The organism is Terrabacter sp. Soil810, assembly GCF_001429645.1.
Lineage (GTDB): Bacteria > Actinomycetota > Actinomycetes > Actinomycetales > Dermatophilaceae > Terrabacter.
Genome location: NZ_LMSW01000014.1, coordinates 182149 through 198680, shown reverse-complemented (window position 1 = coordinate 198680; position 16532 = coordinate 182149). Strand labels below are relative to the sequence as shown.

Genomic DNA, 16532 nt, shown 5'->3' with positions numbered 1-16532 from the left:
TCCCGGCATACGCGATCAGCGCCCCGAGGCGCGGCGGCTCAGAGGATGCCGCGGGCCTGGAAGGCGGCGCGCACGGTGGCGGCGTCGGTCGAGCCGTAGAGCGCCGTGGCGGCGTCGACGGTCTTCTGGGCCGCAGCGGCCCACGTCGTCGTCGGGGCGTAGGAGAACTGCGCCTCGAGGATGATCCGGGTCGCCTTGTCGCGGCCGAAGGCCTTGTTGACGTCCCAGAGTGCGTGGCTCCAGATCTCGCCGTCGGCGTGCACCTCACCGGTGCGGTTGGCCACGGTCTTGGTCGTGTCGAGCCGACGGATGCAGTGCGGCGTCGTCGACGTGTAGGACGTCGAGTCCCAGTCCATGACGCAGGCCCACGGCGTGGTGGCCGTGTCGGCCGAGCTGCCCTGCGACATCGTGGCCGCGAGGTAGTCACCGAAGCCCTCGCCGATGGCGCCCGCGTCGGAGCCGCTGCCGAAGCCGGGCACCTGGTCGTCCTGGACCGCGTGGCCGTACTCGTGCCACACGACCTCCTGGTCCTCGCCGTCGTCGACGCCGCCGGTGCCGACCGTGATGGTGTCCTGGCTCGGGGTGTACCAGGAGTTGTCCTGCGTCGTCGTGTTGATGCTGAGGTCCTGCGCCTCGTGGTTGACGTCGGCGAAGCCGAGGCCCTGGATGTAGGTCTGGACCCGGTCCACGGCGTAGTAGCTGTTGACCTGCTCGAACCGCGTGTCGCTGCGGGTGTAGGCGAAGGCCAGCGACGACGAGAAGGCGCCGGCGTTCTTGCCCTTCTTGCTATTCGTGACGTTGGCCCAGCTGCCCTTGAGGTAGCCGGAGCCGTCGAGGTTGGCGAGCGTCACCGTCGTGTAGGCCGAGGCCGGGACGGCCGAGTCGGCGTTGTTCGCGTCCTTGAGCGACTCGTTCTGCAGGGCGACGACGGGGTTGGGGTCGAAGACCTTGCCGGAGCCGTTCGCGAGCACCCGCTCGTCGGTGACCCGGGTGACCCGTCCGCTGCTCGCGTCGACGAGAACCTGCTTGTCCTGGTCGGTCGTGACCTGCCACGCGAGGGTCGCGCTCGCACCGGCGGCGCCGGGCACGACGACGAGCCGGCTGCTGCGGGCGTTGCCGTGGCCCTTGGCCGCGGTGGCGGCCGACGAGCGCGCGACACCCGGCGAGACCGAGGTGAGGCCGGTGACGACACGACGCCCGTCGTCGACCGACGCGGACGCCCCCGTCGAGTGGACGGCGTAGAAGCCGCCTAGCACCGGGACACCGCGGTAGGTCTGGGCGTACCAGCTGTGCGAGCCGAGCAGGCTCTGGCGCACCTGGACGAGCGTGAGGTCCGCGGGCACCGAGGCGACCGCCGCCGAGGAGAGGGGCGCGGCGGCCGAACCGGTGGCGGCCGTCGAGAGGAGCGCGCCGACCGCGGCGACGACCGAGGCGGTGGCGATGAGAGGCATGCGACGCATGTCGAACCTTTCGGGGTGACGACGCGGTGAGGGCGACGTGGTGGTGGCGCCGTGATGGTGGCGACGACACAGGCAACCACGCACGGGACCCTCGCGTCCGGCAAGGATTCGTAAAGACTTCCCCTCGTTTCGGCAGGCCCGGCAGCCGCACCGGGACGACCCCGACACAAGGACCCCGAGCGCGGGGCGCCGAGGGCGCGGGCGCCGGGGGTGCGGGGCGCCGAGCCGCCGACGCCTCAGTACTCGGCGAGGGTGCGCTCGAAGAGGGAGTGGATCGCCTCGGGCAGGTGCGGCTCCTGGAGCGTCACGTCGCACCCGGCCTCGTCGCACACGACGGAGTAGATGTAGGCGTCGGGGTGGGTGCGCTCGGTCGAGGCGGCGATGCGCTGGAGCGTCGGCGCGGCCAGCAGGTGCTGCCAGTCCTTGGCGTCCCGTTCGGGCAGCTCGCCGAGGGCAAGCCGCCGCTCGCGGACCTGACCGGCGAAGCCGCCGGTGCGCCGCAGCAGCAGCTGCGCGTCGGCGCCGGGTGCCTGACCCCCGCGGGGCCCGCTCGGGCTGGGCGCCGGGACCGAGCCGTCGGCGCCGTCGGCCCCAGCGGCCGGTGCGGCCGGGGACGCTCCGAGCACCCCGACCTGCTCCCAGGCCGAGCGCACGGCCTTCTGCTCGGCGGAGCCGTCACCGTGCGCGCTCGCGGCGGCAGCGACCGTGAGGTCGGCGAAGGTCGCGAAGTCGCAGTCGGCCTTGATGCCGGCACCCGACACGACGGCATACCAGATCGCCCCCGGGCCCTCCCAGGCGTTGCCGCCGATCGCGTCGGCCGCCAGCACGAAGGCGCGGTTGGGGATGCCGGAGTTGATGTGGACGCCACCGTTGTCGTCCTGCGTGTCGACGTAGCCGTCCATGTGAGCGGGCTGCGGGTCCCTGCCGAGGCGCGGGTCGTCGTAGGCCGTGCCGGGGTTGCGCATGTCGCGCAGCGCCCGGCCCTGGACCGAGCTGTTGAGCAGCTCGGCACCGACGAGCCAGTCGGCCTGCGCCGCGCTCTGTCCCAGCGTCTTCTGCTTGACGAGGACCCCGAAGACGTCGGAGATCGACTCGTTGAGCGCTCCGGACTGACCTTGGTAGAGCAGCCCGGCCGTGTGCTCGGTGACGCCGTGCGCGAGCTCGTGCCCGATGACGTCGAGGCTCTGCGTGAACCGCTCGAAGACGACGCCGTCGCCGTCGCCGAACACCATCTGCGAGCCGTCCCAGAACGCGTTGTCGTAGTTGCGGCCGTAGTGGACCGTCGCGAGCAGCGGCATCCCCTTGCCGTCGAGCGAGTCACGGTCGTACGCCGTCGACCACAGCTCCCAGGTCGCGCCGAGTCCGTCGTAGGCCTCGTTGACCGCGACGTCGCCGGTCGCGGCCGCGCCCTCGGTGCGCACGGTCGTGCCGGGCGTCGTCTGGGCACCCGCAGCGTCGGAGATGGTGCGGTGCGGACCCGTGCCGTGGGCCCCCGGGGTGGTGACGTCCTCACGGCGCGGGGCACGGCGCGTGGTCGGCCGGGCCGTGGGCGTGCGGCGGGTGGAGCGCAGGTCCTCGTCGTGGCGCAGGGCCTCGCGGGCGTGCGCGGCCAGGGCCGGCTCGTCACTGGCCGCCATCGCCTCGAGCATGTAGGGCGGGACGATGGTGCAGAGCGGCGTCCGAGGGTCGGTCGAGGGCTGCGTCGAGGTCATGCGAACAGTCTGCGTCGGAACACCGACACACGCCCTCCGAGCGGCCCTACAGTTCGCTGGGTGATCAGGATCAACGTCGGGGGCCGCGAGTACGGCTCGTGGGACGAGCTGCCCGAGGACGTGCGCGCACAGCTCCTCGCCGCGGGCGTCGACCCGGGACCCGACGGACGACTCGACTCCCTCGACCTGTCGCGGGCGAGCAGCTCGGGCAGCGCGGTCACGCGGCGCACCGTCGTCACCGGTCCGGACGGCGCGCCGCTGCCGCCCGTCGTGTCCCAGGTGCTCACCTCGATCGCCGACGCTGTCGGCTCCGCGCTCCGCGGCGATCCCGCGGCCGCTGTCCGGATGCAGCCGGGGGAGAGCACCCCACCGACCGTGGTCCCGGAGGTCGCGCCGGACGCTGACCCCGACGCGGTCGGCAACGACGACCACCACCACGAGGACCCCGAGACCGAGCCTGACGCCGGGGTCGCGGACCCGGGGCGTTCCCGCCGCGTCCCGCTCGCGCTGGGGTGGATCATCATCGCCGGCACGGTCCTGCTCGTCGCCACCGTGGTCGTCATCGGCCTCTCCGGCGTCTGAGCGCGGCCGAGCCGGCCACGGCGCCGGTCAGCCGTAGGTGTCGCGCGGTCCCCGCGAGTCGGGGGAGCGGCGCGGGCCGCGGTTCCACGACGGCGCGCTCGGACCGACGACCTTGAGCTCGCTGACGGCACCCGCCCCGATCTCCTCGTCGATCCGGGCGAGCAGCGACGACGCGAGCAGGCGCATCTGCGTGGCCCAGGCCGTCGAGTCCGCGCGCACGGTGAGGATGCCGTCGACGAAGGTCTGAGGCTCGACGTGCGCGGCGATGTCGGGACCCACGATCTCGGGCCAGCGGCCCATCACCGAACCGACCGCGACGTCCACCTTCCAACCACGGTCGAGGAGCAGCCGGTCGAGCTGGTCGCCGAGCAGGGCCGGGTCGCGGCCGTCGCGCGCCGAGCCGGACAGCACGGGCGCCTGGCCGATCGGACGGCGCCGCTTCTTCGGCCGCATCCCCGGGCGCAGGCCCTTGTCGGCCGCTCCCGCCCGGGCCCGGGCCAGCGCCGAGGCCGCCGCGTCGGCGATCCGGGTGTCCTCGTCGGTGGGCTCGGGAGGCTCCTCGCCCTCGACCTCGGGGGTCTCGTCACTCATCGTCGTCCTCGCCCGCAACCTCGACGGCCGCGTCGTCCACGACCGCATCATCCTCGACCGCGGCTTCGGCGGGGGCCGTTGGGGAGTCCGCCGCCTGCACCTGACCGAGCACGACGGCATACGTCGTTCCGTTCTCACGGAGCACGTCGGGCACGTCCGCGCCGACCGCGGCCGTGATGAGCACCTGCTCGCAGTCGGCGACGAGCGCCGCGAGCCGCTCGCGCCGCCCCGAGTCGAGCTCGGCGAAGACGTCGTCGAGCACGAGCACCGGGTCGTCCCCGAGGTCGCGCCGCAGGAGGCGGTATGCCGCGAGCTTGAGTCCCAGCGCGAAGCTCCACGACTCGCCGTGGCTGGCATAGCCCTTTGCGGGCAGCTCACCGAGCGAGAGCACCAGGTCGTCGCGGTGCGGCCCGACGAGGGAGATGCCGCGCTCGATCTCGTTGGAGCGCACCTGCTCGAGGGTGTCGAGCATGCCGGCGCGCAGCTCGTCGATCTCGGGCACCTCGCCTGCCGCGAGTCGTCGGGCGAGGTCCTCGTGGAGCGAGCTCCTGTAGGTGGCGCGGGCGTTCGACGAGGCCGCGCTCACCGCGTCGTAGCACTCGGACAGGTCTGGGGCGAGGTCGCGCAGCAGCCGCAGACGGGCATAGAGCAGCTGGGACCCGACCGTGGCCAGGTGGTCGTTCCACACGTCGAGGGTGTGCAGGGCCGGCTCGCGCGCCTCGTCGAGCGGCTGGTCGCCGTCGCGTGGCGGGCGCGGCTGGCGTCGGGGACCCTTGCGCAGCACGGGCGCCGCAGACTTCAGCAGGGCGTTGCGCTGCTTGAGGATCTTGTCGTAGTCGGACCGGACGCCCGACCACCGCGGCTGGCGCTGGACGAGCAGCTCGTCGAGGAAGCGGCGCCGCTCCGACGGGTCGCCCTTGACGAGCGCGAGGTCCTCGGGCGCGAAGAGCACCGTGCGCACCGTGCCGAGCACGTCCCGGGGCCGCGAGACTGGGGAGCGCCCGAGCCGGGCCCGGTTGGCCCGACCCGGCGTGATCTCGAGCTCGACCATCGTCTCGCGCTCGTCGCGCACGATGGCCCCGCGCACGATCGCCTGCGCTGCCCCGAACCGCACGAGCGGCTGGTCCGTCGCCACCCGGTGCGACCCGAGCGTCGCGAGGTAGCCGACCGCCTCGACGAGGTTCGTCTTGCCCTGCCCGTTCAGGCCCACGAGCGTGGTGACCCCCGGCGTCAGCGCGAGCTCGGCGCTCGTGTAGCTGCGGAAGTCCTTGAGGGTCAGGTGACGGACGTGCAAGGAGGGTGCGGCGCTCTGCTCAGGCCTTCGTGGCGGTCTTCTTCGCCGCGCGCTTCTGGCCGCGCGCGGTGTCGGCCATGTCGGTGGCCGTCGTGGACGAGGCCCGACCCGACGCGGCAGCCTTCTTGGCGGCGCCGACATTGGCCTTCGAGGCCGTCGCCGACGCGCGCTTGCTCGCCTGCTTCGTCGCCGCCCGGCGCGACGCGCCCTTCGTGGCGGCGGCCTTCTTGGCCGGTGCCGGGGGCACGTCGCCCTGGCGCAGCTTCTCGCCCTCGGCGATCGTCATGACCTCGTGCCCACCGAACTGGCCGCGCAGCGCCGCGACGGCCTGCATCGTCGGCGAGCTCGACTGGCGCGAGGCGAAGCGGGCGAAGAGCGAGGCGGAGATGACCGGCATCGGCACCGAGAGGGCGATGGCCTCCTCGACGGTCCAGCGGCCCTCGCCGGAGTCGTTGGTGTAGTCGGACACGTCGTCGAGGTGCGGGTTCTCCTCGAGCGCGTCGACCATGAGGTCGAGCAGCCAGGACCGGACGACGGTGCCTCGGCTCCACGCCTTGAAGGCGCCGGGGACGTCGGTGACGATGTCCTTCTTCTCGAGCAGCTCGTAGCCCTCGGCATACGCCGCCATGAGGCCGTACTCGATGCCGTTGTGGACCATCTTCGTGTAGTGCCCGGCGCCGACCTTGCCGGCGTGGACGAAGCCCTCGTCGCGCGGGCCCTCGGGTCGCAGCGCGTCGAAGATCGGCATCGCCTTGGCGACCCACTTCTTGTCGCCGCCGCACATGAGGCCGTAGCCGTTCTCGAGGCCCCAGACGCCACCGCTCACGCCGCAGTCGACGTAGCCGATCTTCTTGTCGCCGAGGAGCTTGGCGTTCTCGAAGTCGTCGGTGAAGCGGGAGTTGCCGCCGTCGATGACGAGGTCGCCCGGCTCGAGCAGCTCGGCGAGCTTGGCGACGGTCTCACGGGTCGGGTCGCCGGCCGGCACCATGACCCACACGACGCGGGGCGCGTCGAGGGCCTTGACGAGAGCCGGGAGGGTGCGCACGTCCGCGACGTCGGGGTTGCGGTCGAAGCCGACCACCTCGTGGCCCGCGCGGCGCAACCGCTCGCGCATGTTGCCGCCCATCTTGCCGAGACCGATGAGACCGAGCTGCATGTCGCGTGCCTTTCTGCGGGGGAGCGTGCGGGGCGGAACCGGTGACGCGTTCGAGGCTACGCGTACCCAGCGCGGCGCCTCAGGGGACGAGGGGTGCCCCGTCAGCTGGCGAAACGCACCGGCATCAGGACGTAGCGGTAGCTGGTGTCGGACTCGGAGTCGGCCTCGGCCTGGCCGGTCAGCACGGCCGGGCGGCTCGGCTGGGTGAAGGACAGCCGGCTCCACGCGGTGCCGACGGCGTGCAGGCCATCGAGGAGGAACTGCGGGTTGAACGCGATCTGGATCTCGGGGCCGTTGAGCGTCGCCTCGACGGCCTCGGACGCCTGGGCGTCGTCTCCGGTGCCGGCCTCGATGGCGACCTGGCCCTCGGTGAACTTCAGCAGCACCGGGGTGTTGCGCTCGGCGACGAGCGCGACGCGCTTGACCGCCTCCTCGAGCGCCGCGGTCTCGACGATCGCCTCGGTGTCGACGGAGGTCGGGAAGATCGAGGTGACCTTGGGGTACTCGCCGTCGAGCAGCCGCGTCGTGGCGCGTCGCTGCCCGGCCTCGAAACCGATGAGGCCGTCGCCGCCCTGACCGAGCGCGAGCTCGACCGAGCCGGATGCCCCCAGGGCTCGCGCCGTGTCGGAGAGCTGGCGGGCCGGGATCAGCGCGAGGTGGCTGGCGTCGGTGGCCGCCGGGCTCCAGGTCAGCTCGCGCATCGCGAGGCGGTAGCGGTCGGTCGCGAGCAGCGTGACCTTGTCGCCGTCGATCTCCATGCGCACGCCCGTGAGGATCGGCAGGGTGTCGCCCTTGTCGGCGGCGATCGAGACCTGCGCGACCGCCTGGGTGAAGACGTCGCCGGCGATGGTGCCGCTCGTCTCGGGCGACGCGGGGAGCGTCGGGTAGTCGGCCACCGGCATCTCGCGGAGCGCGAAGCGCGACGACCCGCACGCGACGTTGACCTTGGTGCCGTCGGTGCTGACGTCGATCGGCTTGTTGGGCAGGTTGCGCGAGATGTCGGCGAGCAGCCGACCGAGCACGAGCACCTGACCGGCCTCGGCGACGTCGGCCGGGACGGTGATGCGCGCGGACACCTCGTAGTCGAACGCGGACAGCGTCAGCGTGCCGTCCTCGTTCGCGTCGACGAGCACGCCAGCGAGCACGGGAACCGGCGGGCGCGCCGGGAGCCCGCGGGCCACCCAGGTCACGGCCTCGGCCAGGACGTCTCGCTCAACCCGAAACTTCACGGTGCACTCACTTCGACGGGGAAGGACATTGGGGATCAGACACTAGTGCCTGCCGGTGACTGGCACCACAGACACTCCCCGAATCGCGGGGGCGGCGAAGACACACCTCCCTTCCCCGTGGGATCCGTGGGCCCTCCCGCGACCGGCGCCGGTGTCCTGACCTGACCCTCGTTGTCGGGGCTCCCCTCTATGACTGGGATCTCGTCATAGTCATAGGTGCTGTGGATCCTGTGGACAACTCGCGTCGAGGCTGGTCAGCGCGCCGATCGGGGTGTGCACGACGTGTGGGCTCGTACCGGACGCGGTGGCCTGGTGCTGTGGACCGATTTCGGCCGTGCACATCGTCCTCACAGGTAGGCCATGGGTTGTCCGCAGCTATTCGACGGTCATCCACACGTTTCCACAGAGGCGTGTGGAAGAGGGGTTGCCATATGTCCGATTTGGACGGATTGATGACTAGTCACCTGTGCATGGGGACGGCATCCACTTCCACAGAGTTGTCCACAGACGGTGGACAACTCTCCCTGGCCCGGGCTCCTGCGCGTCTGTGCCCGTTGGGTCACGGAGAGGTCACGCTGTGCACACAGGTGTGGACAACTCTGTGGATGAATGTGGACGTATGCCGTGTGGCCGGGGACCGTCGGACCGTGACGAGGGTGGCGACTAGTCACCGGCGGGCGCGATGACGCACCGTCTCGACGCTGCGAGGAGGCACTCGAAGAGCGCCCGGCCGTCCGGGACCGGCCCGAGCTGGGCGAAGACCTCGCTCGTCACGGAGCCGAGGAGGAGGGTCCAGGCGGCCAGCCCCTGGGTCAGGGTGACGGCGTCGAGCTCTGTCGCGGCGAACATCGGCGCCTCGAGCAGGGCACCCACCCCGGCCTCGGCGTGCACTGCGACGAGACCGAGCCGGTCCGGGGCGGTGAGCCGTCCCGCCCGCCGGACGTCGTCGAGCAGTGCGACGAGCAGGACGAGGACGGCCGTGCCCGGCTCCTCGGTGCGTTCGGCCGGCGCCTCGTAGTCCGGGACGGGCGAGCCGTAGATCAGGGCGAAGTCGTGAGGATGCCCGACCGCCCAGGCCCGCAGCGCTCGACCGATCGCGTCCCACCGCCCCTCGAGGTCGTCGACGGGGGTGGCGTCGTGGGCCGTGCGGACGGCCGTGGCCAGCGACCAGTACGAGTCGACGATGAGGCGGGTGAGCAGCTCGTCGCGGCTCTCGACGTAGCGATAGATCCCCGAGGAGACCATCCCGAGGTCGCGCGCGACGGCCCGCAGGCTCAACGCCGCCGCCCCGTCGGTGGCCAGGTGCTCTCGCGCCACGCGCAGGATGTCCGCCTCGACGGCGAGCCGGTTGCGCGCCCGCTTGCCCAGCGGGGCGGCGGTCGCGTCGGGATCCGGGGAGGCGGTGAGCGGGTCCATGCCTTCGAGCCTGCCACAGTTCACCAACAAATGTGAGCGGTGCTCTTGCTTTACGCCAGCCCCGGTGCGATGCTCGAAACGTGAGCGGTGCTCACACCTTGACCTCGAAGGAGCAGACATGACCCACCACCTCGTCCTCGGCGCCGGAGGCGTCGGCCGCTCGACCACCTCGGCGCTCGTGGCGCTCGGCCACACCGTCACCCTCGCCTCGCGTTCGGGGCGCGTCACCGAGCAGCCCTGGGCTGCCACGCACCCCGACGCCGTCGAGATCGTCGCCGTCGACGCCGGTGACAGCGCCGCCGTCACCGCCCTCGCACGTGGCGCGGCGAGCATCGTCAACGCCGTCAACCCGCCGAGCTACACGACGTGGGACACCGACTGGCCGCCCGTCGCGGCCGCCACGCTCGCCGCCGCCGAGGCCAGCGGCGCCGGGCTCGTCATCATCGGCAACCTCTACGGCTACGGCGAGGTCGCGGCCCCGATGCACGAGGACGACCCGATGCGCCCGACCGGTCACAAGGGCCGCATCCGGGCCGACATGTGGACCGAGGCCCTGGCCCGCCACGAGCGCGGGCACGTGCGCGTCACCGAGCTGCGCTCGAGCGACTACTTCGGGCCCGGCACGACGCCACGCACGAGCTACCTGAACGACGTCGTCATCGACGCGCTGCTCGCCGGCCGGCCGCCCGTCGTCCCTGCCGGTCGGGCCGACGCGCCCCACTCGTGGACCTACGTCCCCGACGTCGGCCGCCTCGCGGCCAGGGTGGCCGCGGGCGACGACGGCTGGGGACGTGCGTGGCACGTGCCGACCGCACCCGCCCGCACGTTCGACGAGGCCGCCACCGACGTCGCGCGGCTCGCGGGCGTCAAGCAGCGGCGGGTACGCGTGCTGCCCCGTTCGCTCGGGACCGCAGCCGGGCTCGTCGTCCCCTTCATGCGCGAGCTCCGCGAGACCAGGCACCAGTTCGAGCGGCCGTTCGTGCTCGACTCCGAGCTGACGCAGCGCACCTTCGACCTCAGGCCCACTCCGTGGGACGAGGCCCTGGTGGCGACCATCGCCGCACGGCGCACCACGACACCCGCCCGAGCGGGCACTGCGGCCTGACGCGGACCCGGCCCGACGGCATACGCCCTCGGGCCGCGCCGGCGGGCGTCAGTGCGACTGCTGGCGGATCCGGTTGGTCAGCTCGGTGACCTGGTTGTAGATGGCACGGCGCTCACCCATCAGCTCACGGATCTTGCGGTCCGCGTGCATGACGGTCGTGTGGTCGCGGCCGCCGAAGTGCTGGCCGATCTTGGGCAGGCTCAGGTCGGTCATCTCGCGACACAGGTACATCGCGATCTGGCGGGCCGTCACGAGCTGGCGCGAGCGGCTCGAGCCGCAGAGGTCCTCGAGCGTCACCGCGTAGTAGGCGGCCGTGACCGCCATGATCGTCGCTGCCGTCACCTGGTTGGGCGTCTCGTTGGGCAGCACGTCCTTGAGCACGATGACCGCGAGCGGCAGGTCGACCGCCTGGCGGTTGAGGTTGCTGAACGCCGTGACGCGGATGAGCGCGCCCTCGAGCTCGCGGATGTTGGTGCTGAAGTTCGTCGCGATGTACTCGAGGACGTCGTCGGGGACCTTCATGCGGTCCTGGATCGCCTTCTTGCGCAGGATCGCGATGCGGGTCTCGAGGTCGGGCGGCTGGACGTCGGTCAGCAGGCCCGACTCGAAGCGCGTGCGCATCCGGTCCTCGAAGCCCGAGAGCTCACGCGGCGGCAGGTCGCTCGTGATGACGATCTGCTTGTTCGCGTTGTGCAGGGTGTTGAAGGTGTGGAAGAACTCCTCCTGGGTCTGCAGCTTGCCCTGAAGGAACTGGATGTCGTCGATGAGCAGCACGTCGACGCTGCGGTAGCGGTTCTGGAACGCGCTCGCCTTGTCGTCACGGATGCTGTTGATGAAGTCGTTGGTGAACTCCTCGGAGTTCACGTAGCGCACGCGCACGTTGGGGAACATCGTGCGGGCGTAGTGGCCGATCGCGTGGAGCAGGTGCGTCTTGCCCAGCCCCGACTCGCCGTAGACGAAGAGCGGGTTGTACGCCTTGGCCGGGGCCTCGGCGACCGCGACCGCAGCCGCGTGGGCGAAGCGGTTGCTCGCGCCGATGACGAAGGTGTCGAAGGTGTACTTCGGGTTGAGGCGGGTGTCGCCGGGGGAGCTGGGCTCGGGGCGCTGCTGCAGGCGGAGCGGCCCGCTCTCGCCCGCGCTCAGCGGGTCGGGGCCGAGCTCCATCCGCGTCTGGACGTCGTAGGCCGGCTGGCGCGGCTCGTCGAGGTCGGCACCGTTGAGCGCCGGGGCACTCTCGGCCAGGTCACGCAGCGGGTTGTGCGCCGCCTGGCCGTAGCCGCCGTTCTGGTGACCGCCGACGAGACCGGAGCCGTTGCCGGGAGCCGAGCTGGACCCGCCGCCCTGAATGACGCCCTGGCCGCCGCGCGCACCGTCGTGGACCTGGCCGCTCGGCTCGTCGCTGATCATGCCGAGGTCGGTCTCGAGGCTCTCGTCGACCGACACGGCGAGCTGGACCGGATGGCCGAGCTGGCTGGCGAGGGCCTCGTGGATCTGCTCACGGACGCGCTGCTCGAGGAAGTCCTTGGTGAACGTGTTGGGGGCGCGCACGAGGGCCGTCTGGTCGAGCACGCCGACGAGCCGGCACAGCCGGACGAAGGCGCGCTCCTGGTTCGACAGGCCCACCGAGTCGAGGGTGCCGAGCGTCTGCTGCCAGATCTGCGCGTAATCGACGCCTGTATCGGCCACCTGATCCCACCTGCCCCTGAGTCAATTCCGTTGCACCTGTTGCGTTCCCGGCTCGGTTCGGCACGAGCAACGGCTCGAGCCCGCCGGGTCGGACGTCCTGGGACCGTCCGTGTCCTGGTGAACGATGCCCTGTTGTCCACACGTTTGTCCACAGCCTGTGCATGGGGTGGCGAGGATCGTGAGAGTCGAAAACCTACCGCCGCAGGCGCGCTCGTGACAATCGAGTCGCCGACAATCTGCGCGTTCGGCGGCGTGTCGCCTTGCAATCGCTGCCGGACCTTCGAGGATCGTGGGTTTTGACCCGGTCACCCGGGCGCCCTCCGTCGGTTTGACCCTCGTTCGCGGGCTCCCGTATCGTTGACCGAGCGTGTCTGCGACCTCTTTCGCATGCCCATGGCCCCGAGACCGGCTCAGCCGGACCACCTCGGCCCTCCACGGGCTTGCCGATTGCGGTCGCACCGGCCACCACAAGCCCCACAACGGGAGCCGGGCCGGCGTCGTCGTGACGTCGGACGGGCCCCTGCAACCTACGGAGAACCTCGTGAGCAAGCGCACCTTCCAGCCGAACAACCGTCGCCGCGCCAAGACGCACGGCTTCCGCCTGCGCATGCGCACCCGCGCCGGCCGCGCCATCCTCGCCCGCCGCCGCAGCAAGGGCCGCGCCGAGCTCTCGGCCTGAGCAGCCGGAGGCCGCGGCGTGCTGCCGGCACGTCACCGACTGCGTGAGCGGACGGACTTCACGGCGGCAGTACGCGGGCCCGGCGCCAGCAGAGCAGGCGGGCGACTCATCGTCGTGCATGCCAACCGGACCGATGCGCGTGCGGAACTTCCGCCGCGCGTCGGTTTTGTTGTGTCCAAGGCCGTCGGCAACGCCGTCGTGCGCAACCGCACCAAACGGCGCCTGCGCGCCAGCGTCGCGACCCGGCTGACCGGCATACCTGCTGGGCTCGACCTCGTCGTGCGGGCGAACCCGGCGGCGGCCGAGGTCACCTGGGACGAGCTCGACCTCGCGGTCGGGCGCCAGCTCGACAAGGCGTGCCGGCCATGAGCACCAGCCTGAACCAGGTGCTCGCGACACCCCTGGTGCTCGCGGTGAAGCTCTACCAGCGCTTCATCTCCCCGCTCTCCGGCCCCAGCTGCCGCTTCTACCCGAGCTGCTCGGCGTATGCCGTCACCGCGCTCACCCGGTTCGGCCCGGTTCGTGGTGGTTGGCTCGCGATCCGCCGGCTCGGCCGCTGCCACCCGTGGAACCCGGGCGGGGTCGACCCCGTTCCGATGACATGGGCCACGCGCAACGACGTGCGGCCCGAGGACTTCCGTCCCGCCGGCTCCGACCCGGCCGAGGACGACCACACGCACGACCACGAGCACGACGAGCACGCACAGCACGGAGTCCCACACCGGGAACCCACGACCTGACCAACCGGCATAAGGTTGCCGATCAGTGGTGAGTGGCCCAGACACCTCGAACCCGAGCTGAACCGGCCGGCCCACCCGACGACAGAGGAAACACGTTGATCGAGTTCTTCAACACCCTGCTCTACCCGATCAAGCTCGGTGAAGCCTGGGTCATGTACGGCTGGCACTGGCTCTTCGACAAGATCGGCCTCAACGGCGATCTCGCCGGATGGGCCTGGGCCATGTCGATCGTCGGCCTCACGGTCGTGGTCCGCATCCTGCTCATCCCGCTCTTCGTGCGGCAGATCCACTCCTCGCGGCGGATGCAGCTCATCCAGCCCGAGATGCAGAAGATCCAGAAGAAGTACAAGGGCAAGCGCGACCCGGAGTCCCAGAAGGCGCAGCAGGCGGAGATCATGGATCTCTACCGACGCACCGGGACCAACCCGTTCAGCAGCTGTCTGCCGATCTTGATCCAGAGCCCCTTCTTCTTCGCGCTCTTCCAGCTGCTCAACAACCTCAAGGCCCAGGCCGAGGGCGTTCCCGGACACGACGCGATCGGCCCGATCACCCGCGAGGTCGCGGCCCAGATCGAGAGCTCGACGATCTTCGGCGCCAAACTGTCGGACTCGTTCCTGACGCCCGGCGCCAGCCTCAACGTCAAGATCCTGACGGCCGTCCTCATCATCCTCATGTCGGCCACCACCTTCACGACCCAGTACCAGCTGATGCGCAAGAACATGCCTGCGGCTGCGCTGGACAACCCGTTCGCCAAGCAGCAGAAGGTCCTGCTGTACCTGATGCCGATCTTCTTCGCGATCTCGGGCATCAACTTTCCGATCGGCGTCCTGATCTACTGGCTCACGACGAACCTGTGGACGATGGGCCAGCAGTTCTACGTCATCCGCAACATGCCGGCTCCCGGTTCAGAGGCCGAGCGTGCTCGCCGCGAGCGGATGAAGCGCAAGGGCAAGGACATGCAGGAGCTGACCGTGCCGGGCCTCGAGTCGGCCGAGACGGTCCCCGACGACGAGCCCAAGTCGGGCCAGCGCCAGCAGCCCAAGGGCAAGAAGCGTGCCCGCACGCAGCCGACCAAGAACCGCCGCTGAGGTTCATCCACACACTTGTCCACACTGCCTTGGGGCCTCTGACCTGCGGAGACACGAGTTGTCCACAGATCCGGCCCCGGTGAACGAAGGAGTTTCCATGAGCGACACCCAGGCCACGGACGTCGAGACGCCCGTCGACGCCACCGAGCCCTCGACCTCGACCGAGTCCACGACCGAGCCGACCGAGGTCGCCGCCGACACCTCCGTGTCCACGGGGCAGGGCGACACCGTGGACGACGACTCGGATGAGGCCGCCGGCCCGGATCAGGTCGAGTCGGAGGGCAAGGGCGAGAAGAAGACGCGGGTGCGTCAGCTCGAGCGCGAGGGAGAGGTGGCGGCCGACTTCCTCGAGACCCTGCTCGACATCGCCGACCTCGACGGAGACATCGACGTGGACGTCGACGGAGACCGCGCCGCGATCGCGATCGTCGACTCCGACGAGGGTCGCGTGCCGCGCCGCCTGGTCGGCACCGACGGCAAGGTCCTCGAGGCCCTCCAGGAGCTGACCCGCCTGGCCGTGCAGGTCGAGACGGGTGAGCGCAGCCGCCTCATGCTCGACATCGCCGGCCATCGTGCCCAGCGCCGTTCGGCGCTCGTCGAGTTGGCCAAGGTCGCCATCGCCGAGGTGCAGGAGTCGGGGACGAAGCGCTCGCTCGAGCCGATGACAGCCTTCGAGCGCAAGGTGGTGCACGACGAGGTCGCGGCCGCCGGTCTGGTGTCCGAGTCCGAGGGCGTCGACCCGCACCGACACATCGTCATCCTGCCTGCCTGACCATCGGCCTCGTTTCACGTGAAACGGGAGTCGACCAGCTGCATCCGAACGGCACGAACCGAGGAGTGAGGGCGCGTGACACACGATGCTCTCGACCCGATCGAGGTGCCGGCCACCCCGGCGGCGGCGGCCGCCGTCTTCGTCGAGCGGGTGGAGCTGGCTGAGCACTTCGTGGCGATCCTGGCCGATACCGGGATCAGCCACGGCCTGATCGGGCCCCGCGAGGCCCCCCGCCTCTGGGACCGGCACGTCCTCAACTGCGCGGTCGTCCACGAGGCGATCCCCCGGACTGGGGAGACGCAGCAGGTCATCGACGTGGGCTCGGGCGCAGGCCTCCCCGGCCTGGCCCTGGCCATCGCCCGCCCGGACCTGGACCTGCACCTCGTCGAGCCGCTCGCCCGGCGCACCGGGTGGCTGTCGGGGACCGTGGCCCAGCTCGGTCTGACCAACGTCACCGTGCACACGGCGCGGGCCGAGACCATGTGGGACCGGCTTCACGCCCCGTGGGTCACGGCCCGCGCCGTGTCGCGCATCGTCCAGCTGGCCGAGTGGACCCTCCCACTGCTGGACGCCGGTGGCAGCCTGCTCGCCCTCAAGGGGAGTCAGGCCGTCGCGGAGCTCGCGGAGGGCAGAACCGCCCTGACGCGTCTCGGCGTCGTCGACGCCGGTGTGGACGAGTACGGCGCTGCCCTGCTCGGGGAGCCCACCATCGTGCTGCGAGCCACCATCGGCGACGTCGTGGACCGCCGCCGCTTCCGCTCACGTCAGCCTTCGAGCGCCGGGTCGGCCCGGCGACGGGCTGATCGTCCGCGCGGTTCGCGACGCTCCGGCCCGGAAGCGGGCGGGCGTCCGCGCCATCAGCCATGATCGTGTCCAGACCATTTCGATGGACGGCTCGCGCGGATCACTCCGCGGGCCGGCCCTCAACCCCGGAGGTGCTCTCCCTGTGACGATGTCGACCAACTTGGGCTGGCCGAGCGAACCCGAGCCGGGACCGGAGCACCGACGGCTCGGGTGGCTGG

The 16532-nt window shown here is 71.2% G+C and carries 16 protein-coding genes; 8 read left to right on the top strand and 8 right to left on the bottom strand.

What is annotated here, in order from left to right; genetic code table 11:
* Positions 1–38 precede the first annotated feature (38 nt).
* Together ASG96_RS19265 and ASG96_RS19260 are read right to left on the bottom strand one after the other, a co-directional pair.
* Positions 39–1460, bottom strand: coding sequence for a M4 family metallopeptidase (locus ASG96_RS19265; protein WP_057589003.1), 1422 nt, complete (start codon positions 1458–1460; stop codon positions 39–41).
* Between the two features lie 236 nt (positions 1461–1696).
* Positions 1697–3172, bottom strand: coding sequence for a protealysin inhibitor emfourin (locus ASG96_RS19260; protein WP_056750149.1), 1476 nt, complete (start codon positions 3170–3172; stop codon positions 1697–1699).
* Positions 3173–3232: 60 nt separating this feature from the next.
* Between ASG96_RS19260 and ASG96_RS19255 the strand changes: the two genes are divergently transcribed.
* Entirely contained in the window at positions 3233–3754 is a 522-nt protein-coding gene (locus ASG96_RS19255) for a hypothetical protein (protein ID WP_056750153.1), read from the top strand.
* Between the two features lie 27 nt (positions 3755–3781).
* Here the strand turns inward: ASG96_RS19255 and ASG96_RS19250 are convergent, their stop codons facing one another.
* The 5 genes from ASG96_RS19250 to ASG96_RS19230 form a co-directional block, all read right to left on the bottom strand.
* A complete protein-coding gene (locus ASG96_RS19250; RefSeq protein WP_057589002.1) occupies positions 3782–4345 on the bottom strand; it encodes a DUF721 domain-containing protein in 564 nt (187 codons plus the stop codon).
* Positions 4338–5639 (bottom strand): DNA replication/repair protein RecF, encoded by a 1302-nt coding sequence (gene recF, locus ASG96_RS19245; protein ID WP_057589001.1) that lies wholly within the window; start codon positions 5637–5639, stop codon positions 4338–4340. The genes ASG96_RS19250 and recF overlap by 8 nt, the downstream gene beginning before the upstream one ends.
* Before the next feature lie 19 nt (positions 5640–5658).
* A complete protein-coding gene (gene gnd, locus ASG96_RS19240) occupies positions 5659–6795 on the bottom strand; it encodes a phosphogluconate dehydrogenase (NAD(+)-dependent, decarboxylating) (RefSeq protein ID WP_057589000.1) in 1137 nt (378 codons plus the stop codon).
* A gap of 101 nt (positions 6796–6896) precedes the next feature.
* Positions 6897–8024 carry a DNA polymerase III subunit beta gene (gene dnaN, locus ASG96_RS19235; RefSeq protein WP_057588999.1) on the bottom strand — a complete coding sequence of 376 codons (1128 nt, stop codon included), beginning with the start codon at positions 8022–8024 and terminating at the stop codon, positions 6897–6899.
* A gap of 663 nt (positions 8025–8687) precedes the next feature.
* Positions 8688–9440 carry a TetR/AcrR family transcriptional regulator gene (locus ASG96_RS19230; protein ID WP_082591896.1) on the bottom strand — a complete coding sequence of 251 codons (753 nt, stop codon included), beginning with the start codon at positions 9438–9440 and terminating at the stop codon, positions 8688–8690.
* 118 nt (positions 9441–9558) lie between these two features.
* On the opposite strand from ASG96_RS19230, the gene ASG96_RS19225 reads away from it, so the two are divergent.
* A complete protein-coding gene (locus ASG96_RS19225; protein ID WP_057588998.1) occupies positions 9559–10545 on the top strand; it encodes an NAD-dependent epimerase/dehydratase family protein in 987 nt (328 codons plus the stop codon).
* Between the two features lie 48 nt (positions 10546–10593).
* On the opposite strand, the gene dnaA is transcribed toward ASG96_RS19225, so the two are convergent.
* The gene (dnaA, locus tag ASG96_RS19220; RefSeq protein ID WP_056750173.1) at positions 10594–12231 is read right to left on the bottom strand and encodes a chromosomal replication initiator protein DnaA; all 1638 of its coding nucleotides are present in this window, start codon (positions 12229–12231) and stop codon (positions 10594–10596) included.
* Positions 12232–12772: 541 nt separating this feature from the next.
* Here dnaA and rpmH point away from each other — a divergent pair.
* The 6 genes from rpmH to rsmG all read left to right on the top strand — a co-directional run bounded on the left by rpmH (position 12773) and on the right by rsmG (position 16377).
* Entirely contained in the window at positions 12773–12910 is a 138-nt protein-coding gene (gene rpmH, locus ASG96_RS19215; protein WP_020141619.1) for a 50S ribosomal protein L34, read from the top strand.
* An 18-nt stretch (positions 12911–12928) separates the two neighbouring features.
* Positions 12929–13279 carry a ribonuclease P protein component gene (gene rnpA, locus ASG96_RS19210; RefSeq protein WP_057588997.1) on the top strand — a complete coding sequence of 117 codons (351 nt, stop codon included), beginning with the start codon at positions 12929–12931 and terminating at the stop codon, positions 13277–13279.
* Positions 13276–13650, top strand: coding sequence for a membrane protein insertion efficiency factor YidD (gene yidD, locus ASG96_RS19205; RefSeq protein ID WP_056754130.1), 375 nt, complete (start codon positions 13276–13278; stop codon positions 13648–13650). Before rnpA ends, yidD begins: the two co-directional genes overlap by 4 nt.
* A gap of 95 nt (positions 13651–13745) precedes the next feature.
* Entirely contained in the window at positions 13746–14738 is a 993-nt protein-coding gene (gene yidC, locus ASG96_RS19200; RefSeq protein ID WP_056750178.1) for a membrane protein insertase YidC, read from the top strand.
* 97 nt (positions 14739–14835) lie between these two features.
* A complete protein-coding gene (locus tag ASG96_RS19195; RefSeq protein ID WP_056750179.1) occupies positions 14836–15510 on the top strand; it encodes a R3H domain-containing nucleic acid-binding protein in 675 nt (224 codons plus the stop codon).
* Between the two features lie 75 nt (positions 15511–15585).
* Entirely contained in the window at positions 15586–16377 is a 792-nt protein-coding gene (rsmG, locus tag ASG96_RS19190) for a 16S rRNA (guanine(527)-N(7))-methyltransferase RsmG (protein WP_057588996.1), read from the top strand.
* Positions 16378–16532 lie beyond the last annotated feature (155 nt).

Bases quoted from the DNA above. Each gene is read 5' to 3' on its own strand.
- ASG96_RS19195 (WP_056750179.1), top strand. From the start codon at position 14,836: ATGAGCGACACCCAGGCCACGGACGTCGAGACGCCCGTCGACGCCACC.
- ASG96_RS19250 (WP_057589002.1), bottom strand. From the start codon at position 4,345: ATGAGTGACGAGACCCCCGAGGTCGAGGGCGAGGAGCCTCCCGAGCCC.
- ASG96_RS19230 (WP_082591896.1), bottom strand. From the start codon at position 9,440: ATGGACCCGCTCACCGCCTCCCCGGATCCCGACGCGACCGCCGCCCCG.
- yidD (WP_056754130.1), top strand. From the start codon at position 13,276: ATGAGCACCAGCCTGAACCAGGTGCTCGCGACACCCCTGGTGCTCGCG.
- gnd (WP_057589000.1), bottom strand. From the start codon at position 6,795: ATGCAGCTCGGTCTCATCGGTCTCGGCAAGATGGGCGGCAACATGCGC.
- ASG96_RS19260 (WP_056750149.1), bottom strand. From the start codon at position 3,172: ATGACCTCGACGCAGCCCTCGACCGACCCTCGGACGCCGCTCTGCACC.
- ASG96_RS19225 (WP_057588998.1), top strand. From the start codon at position 9,559: ATGACCCACCACCTCGTCCTCGGCGCCGGAGGCGTCGGCCGCTCGACC.
- ASG96_RS19265 (WP_057589003.1), bottom strand. From the start codon at position 1,460: ATGCGTCGCATGCCTCTCATCGCCACCGCCTCGGTCGTCGCCGCGGTC.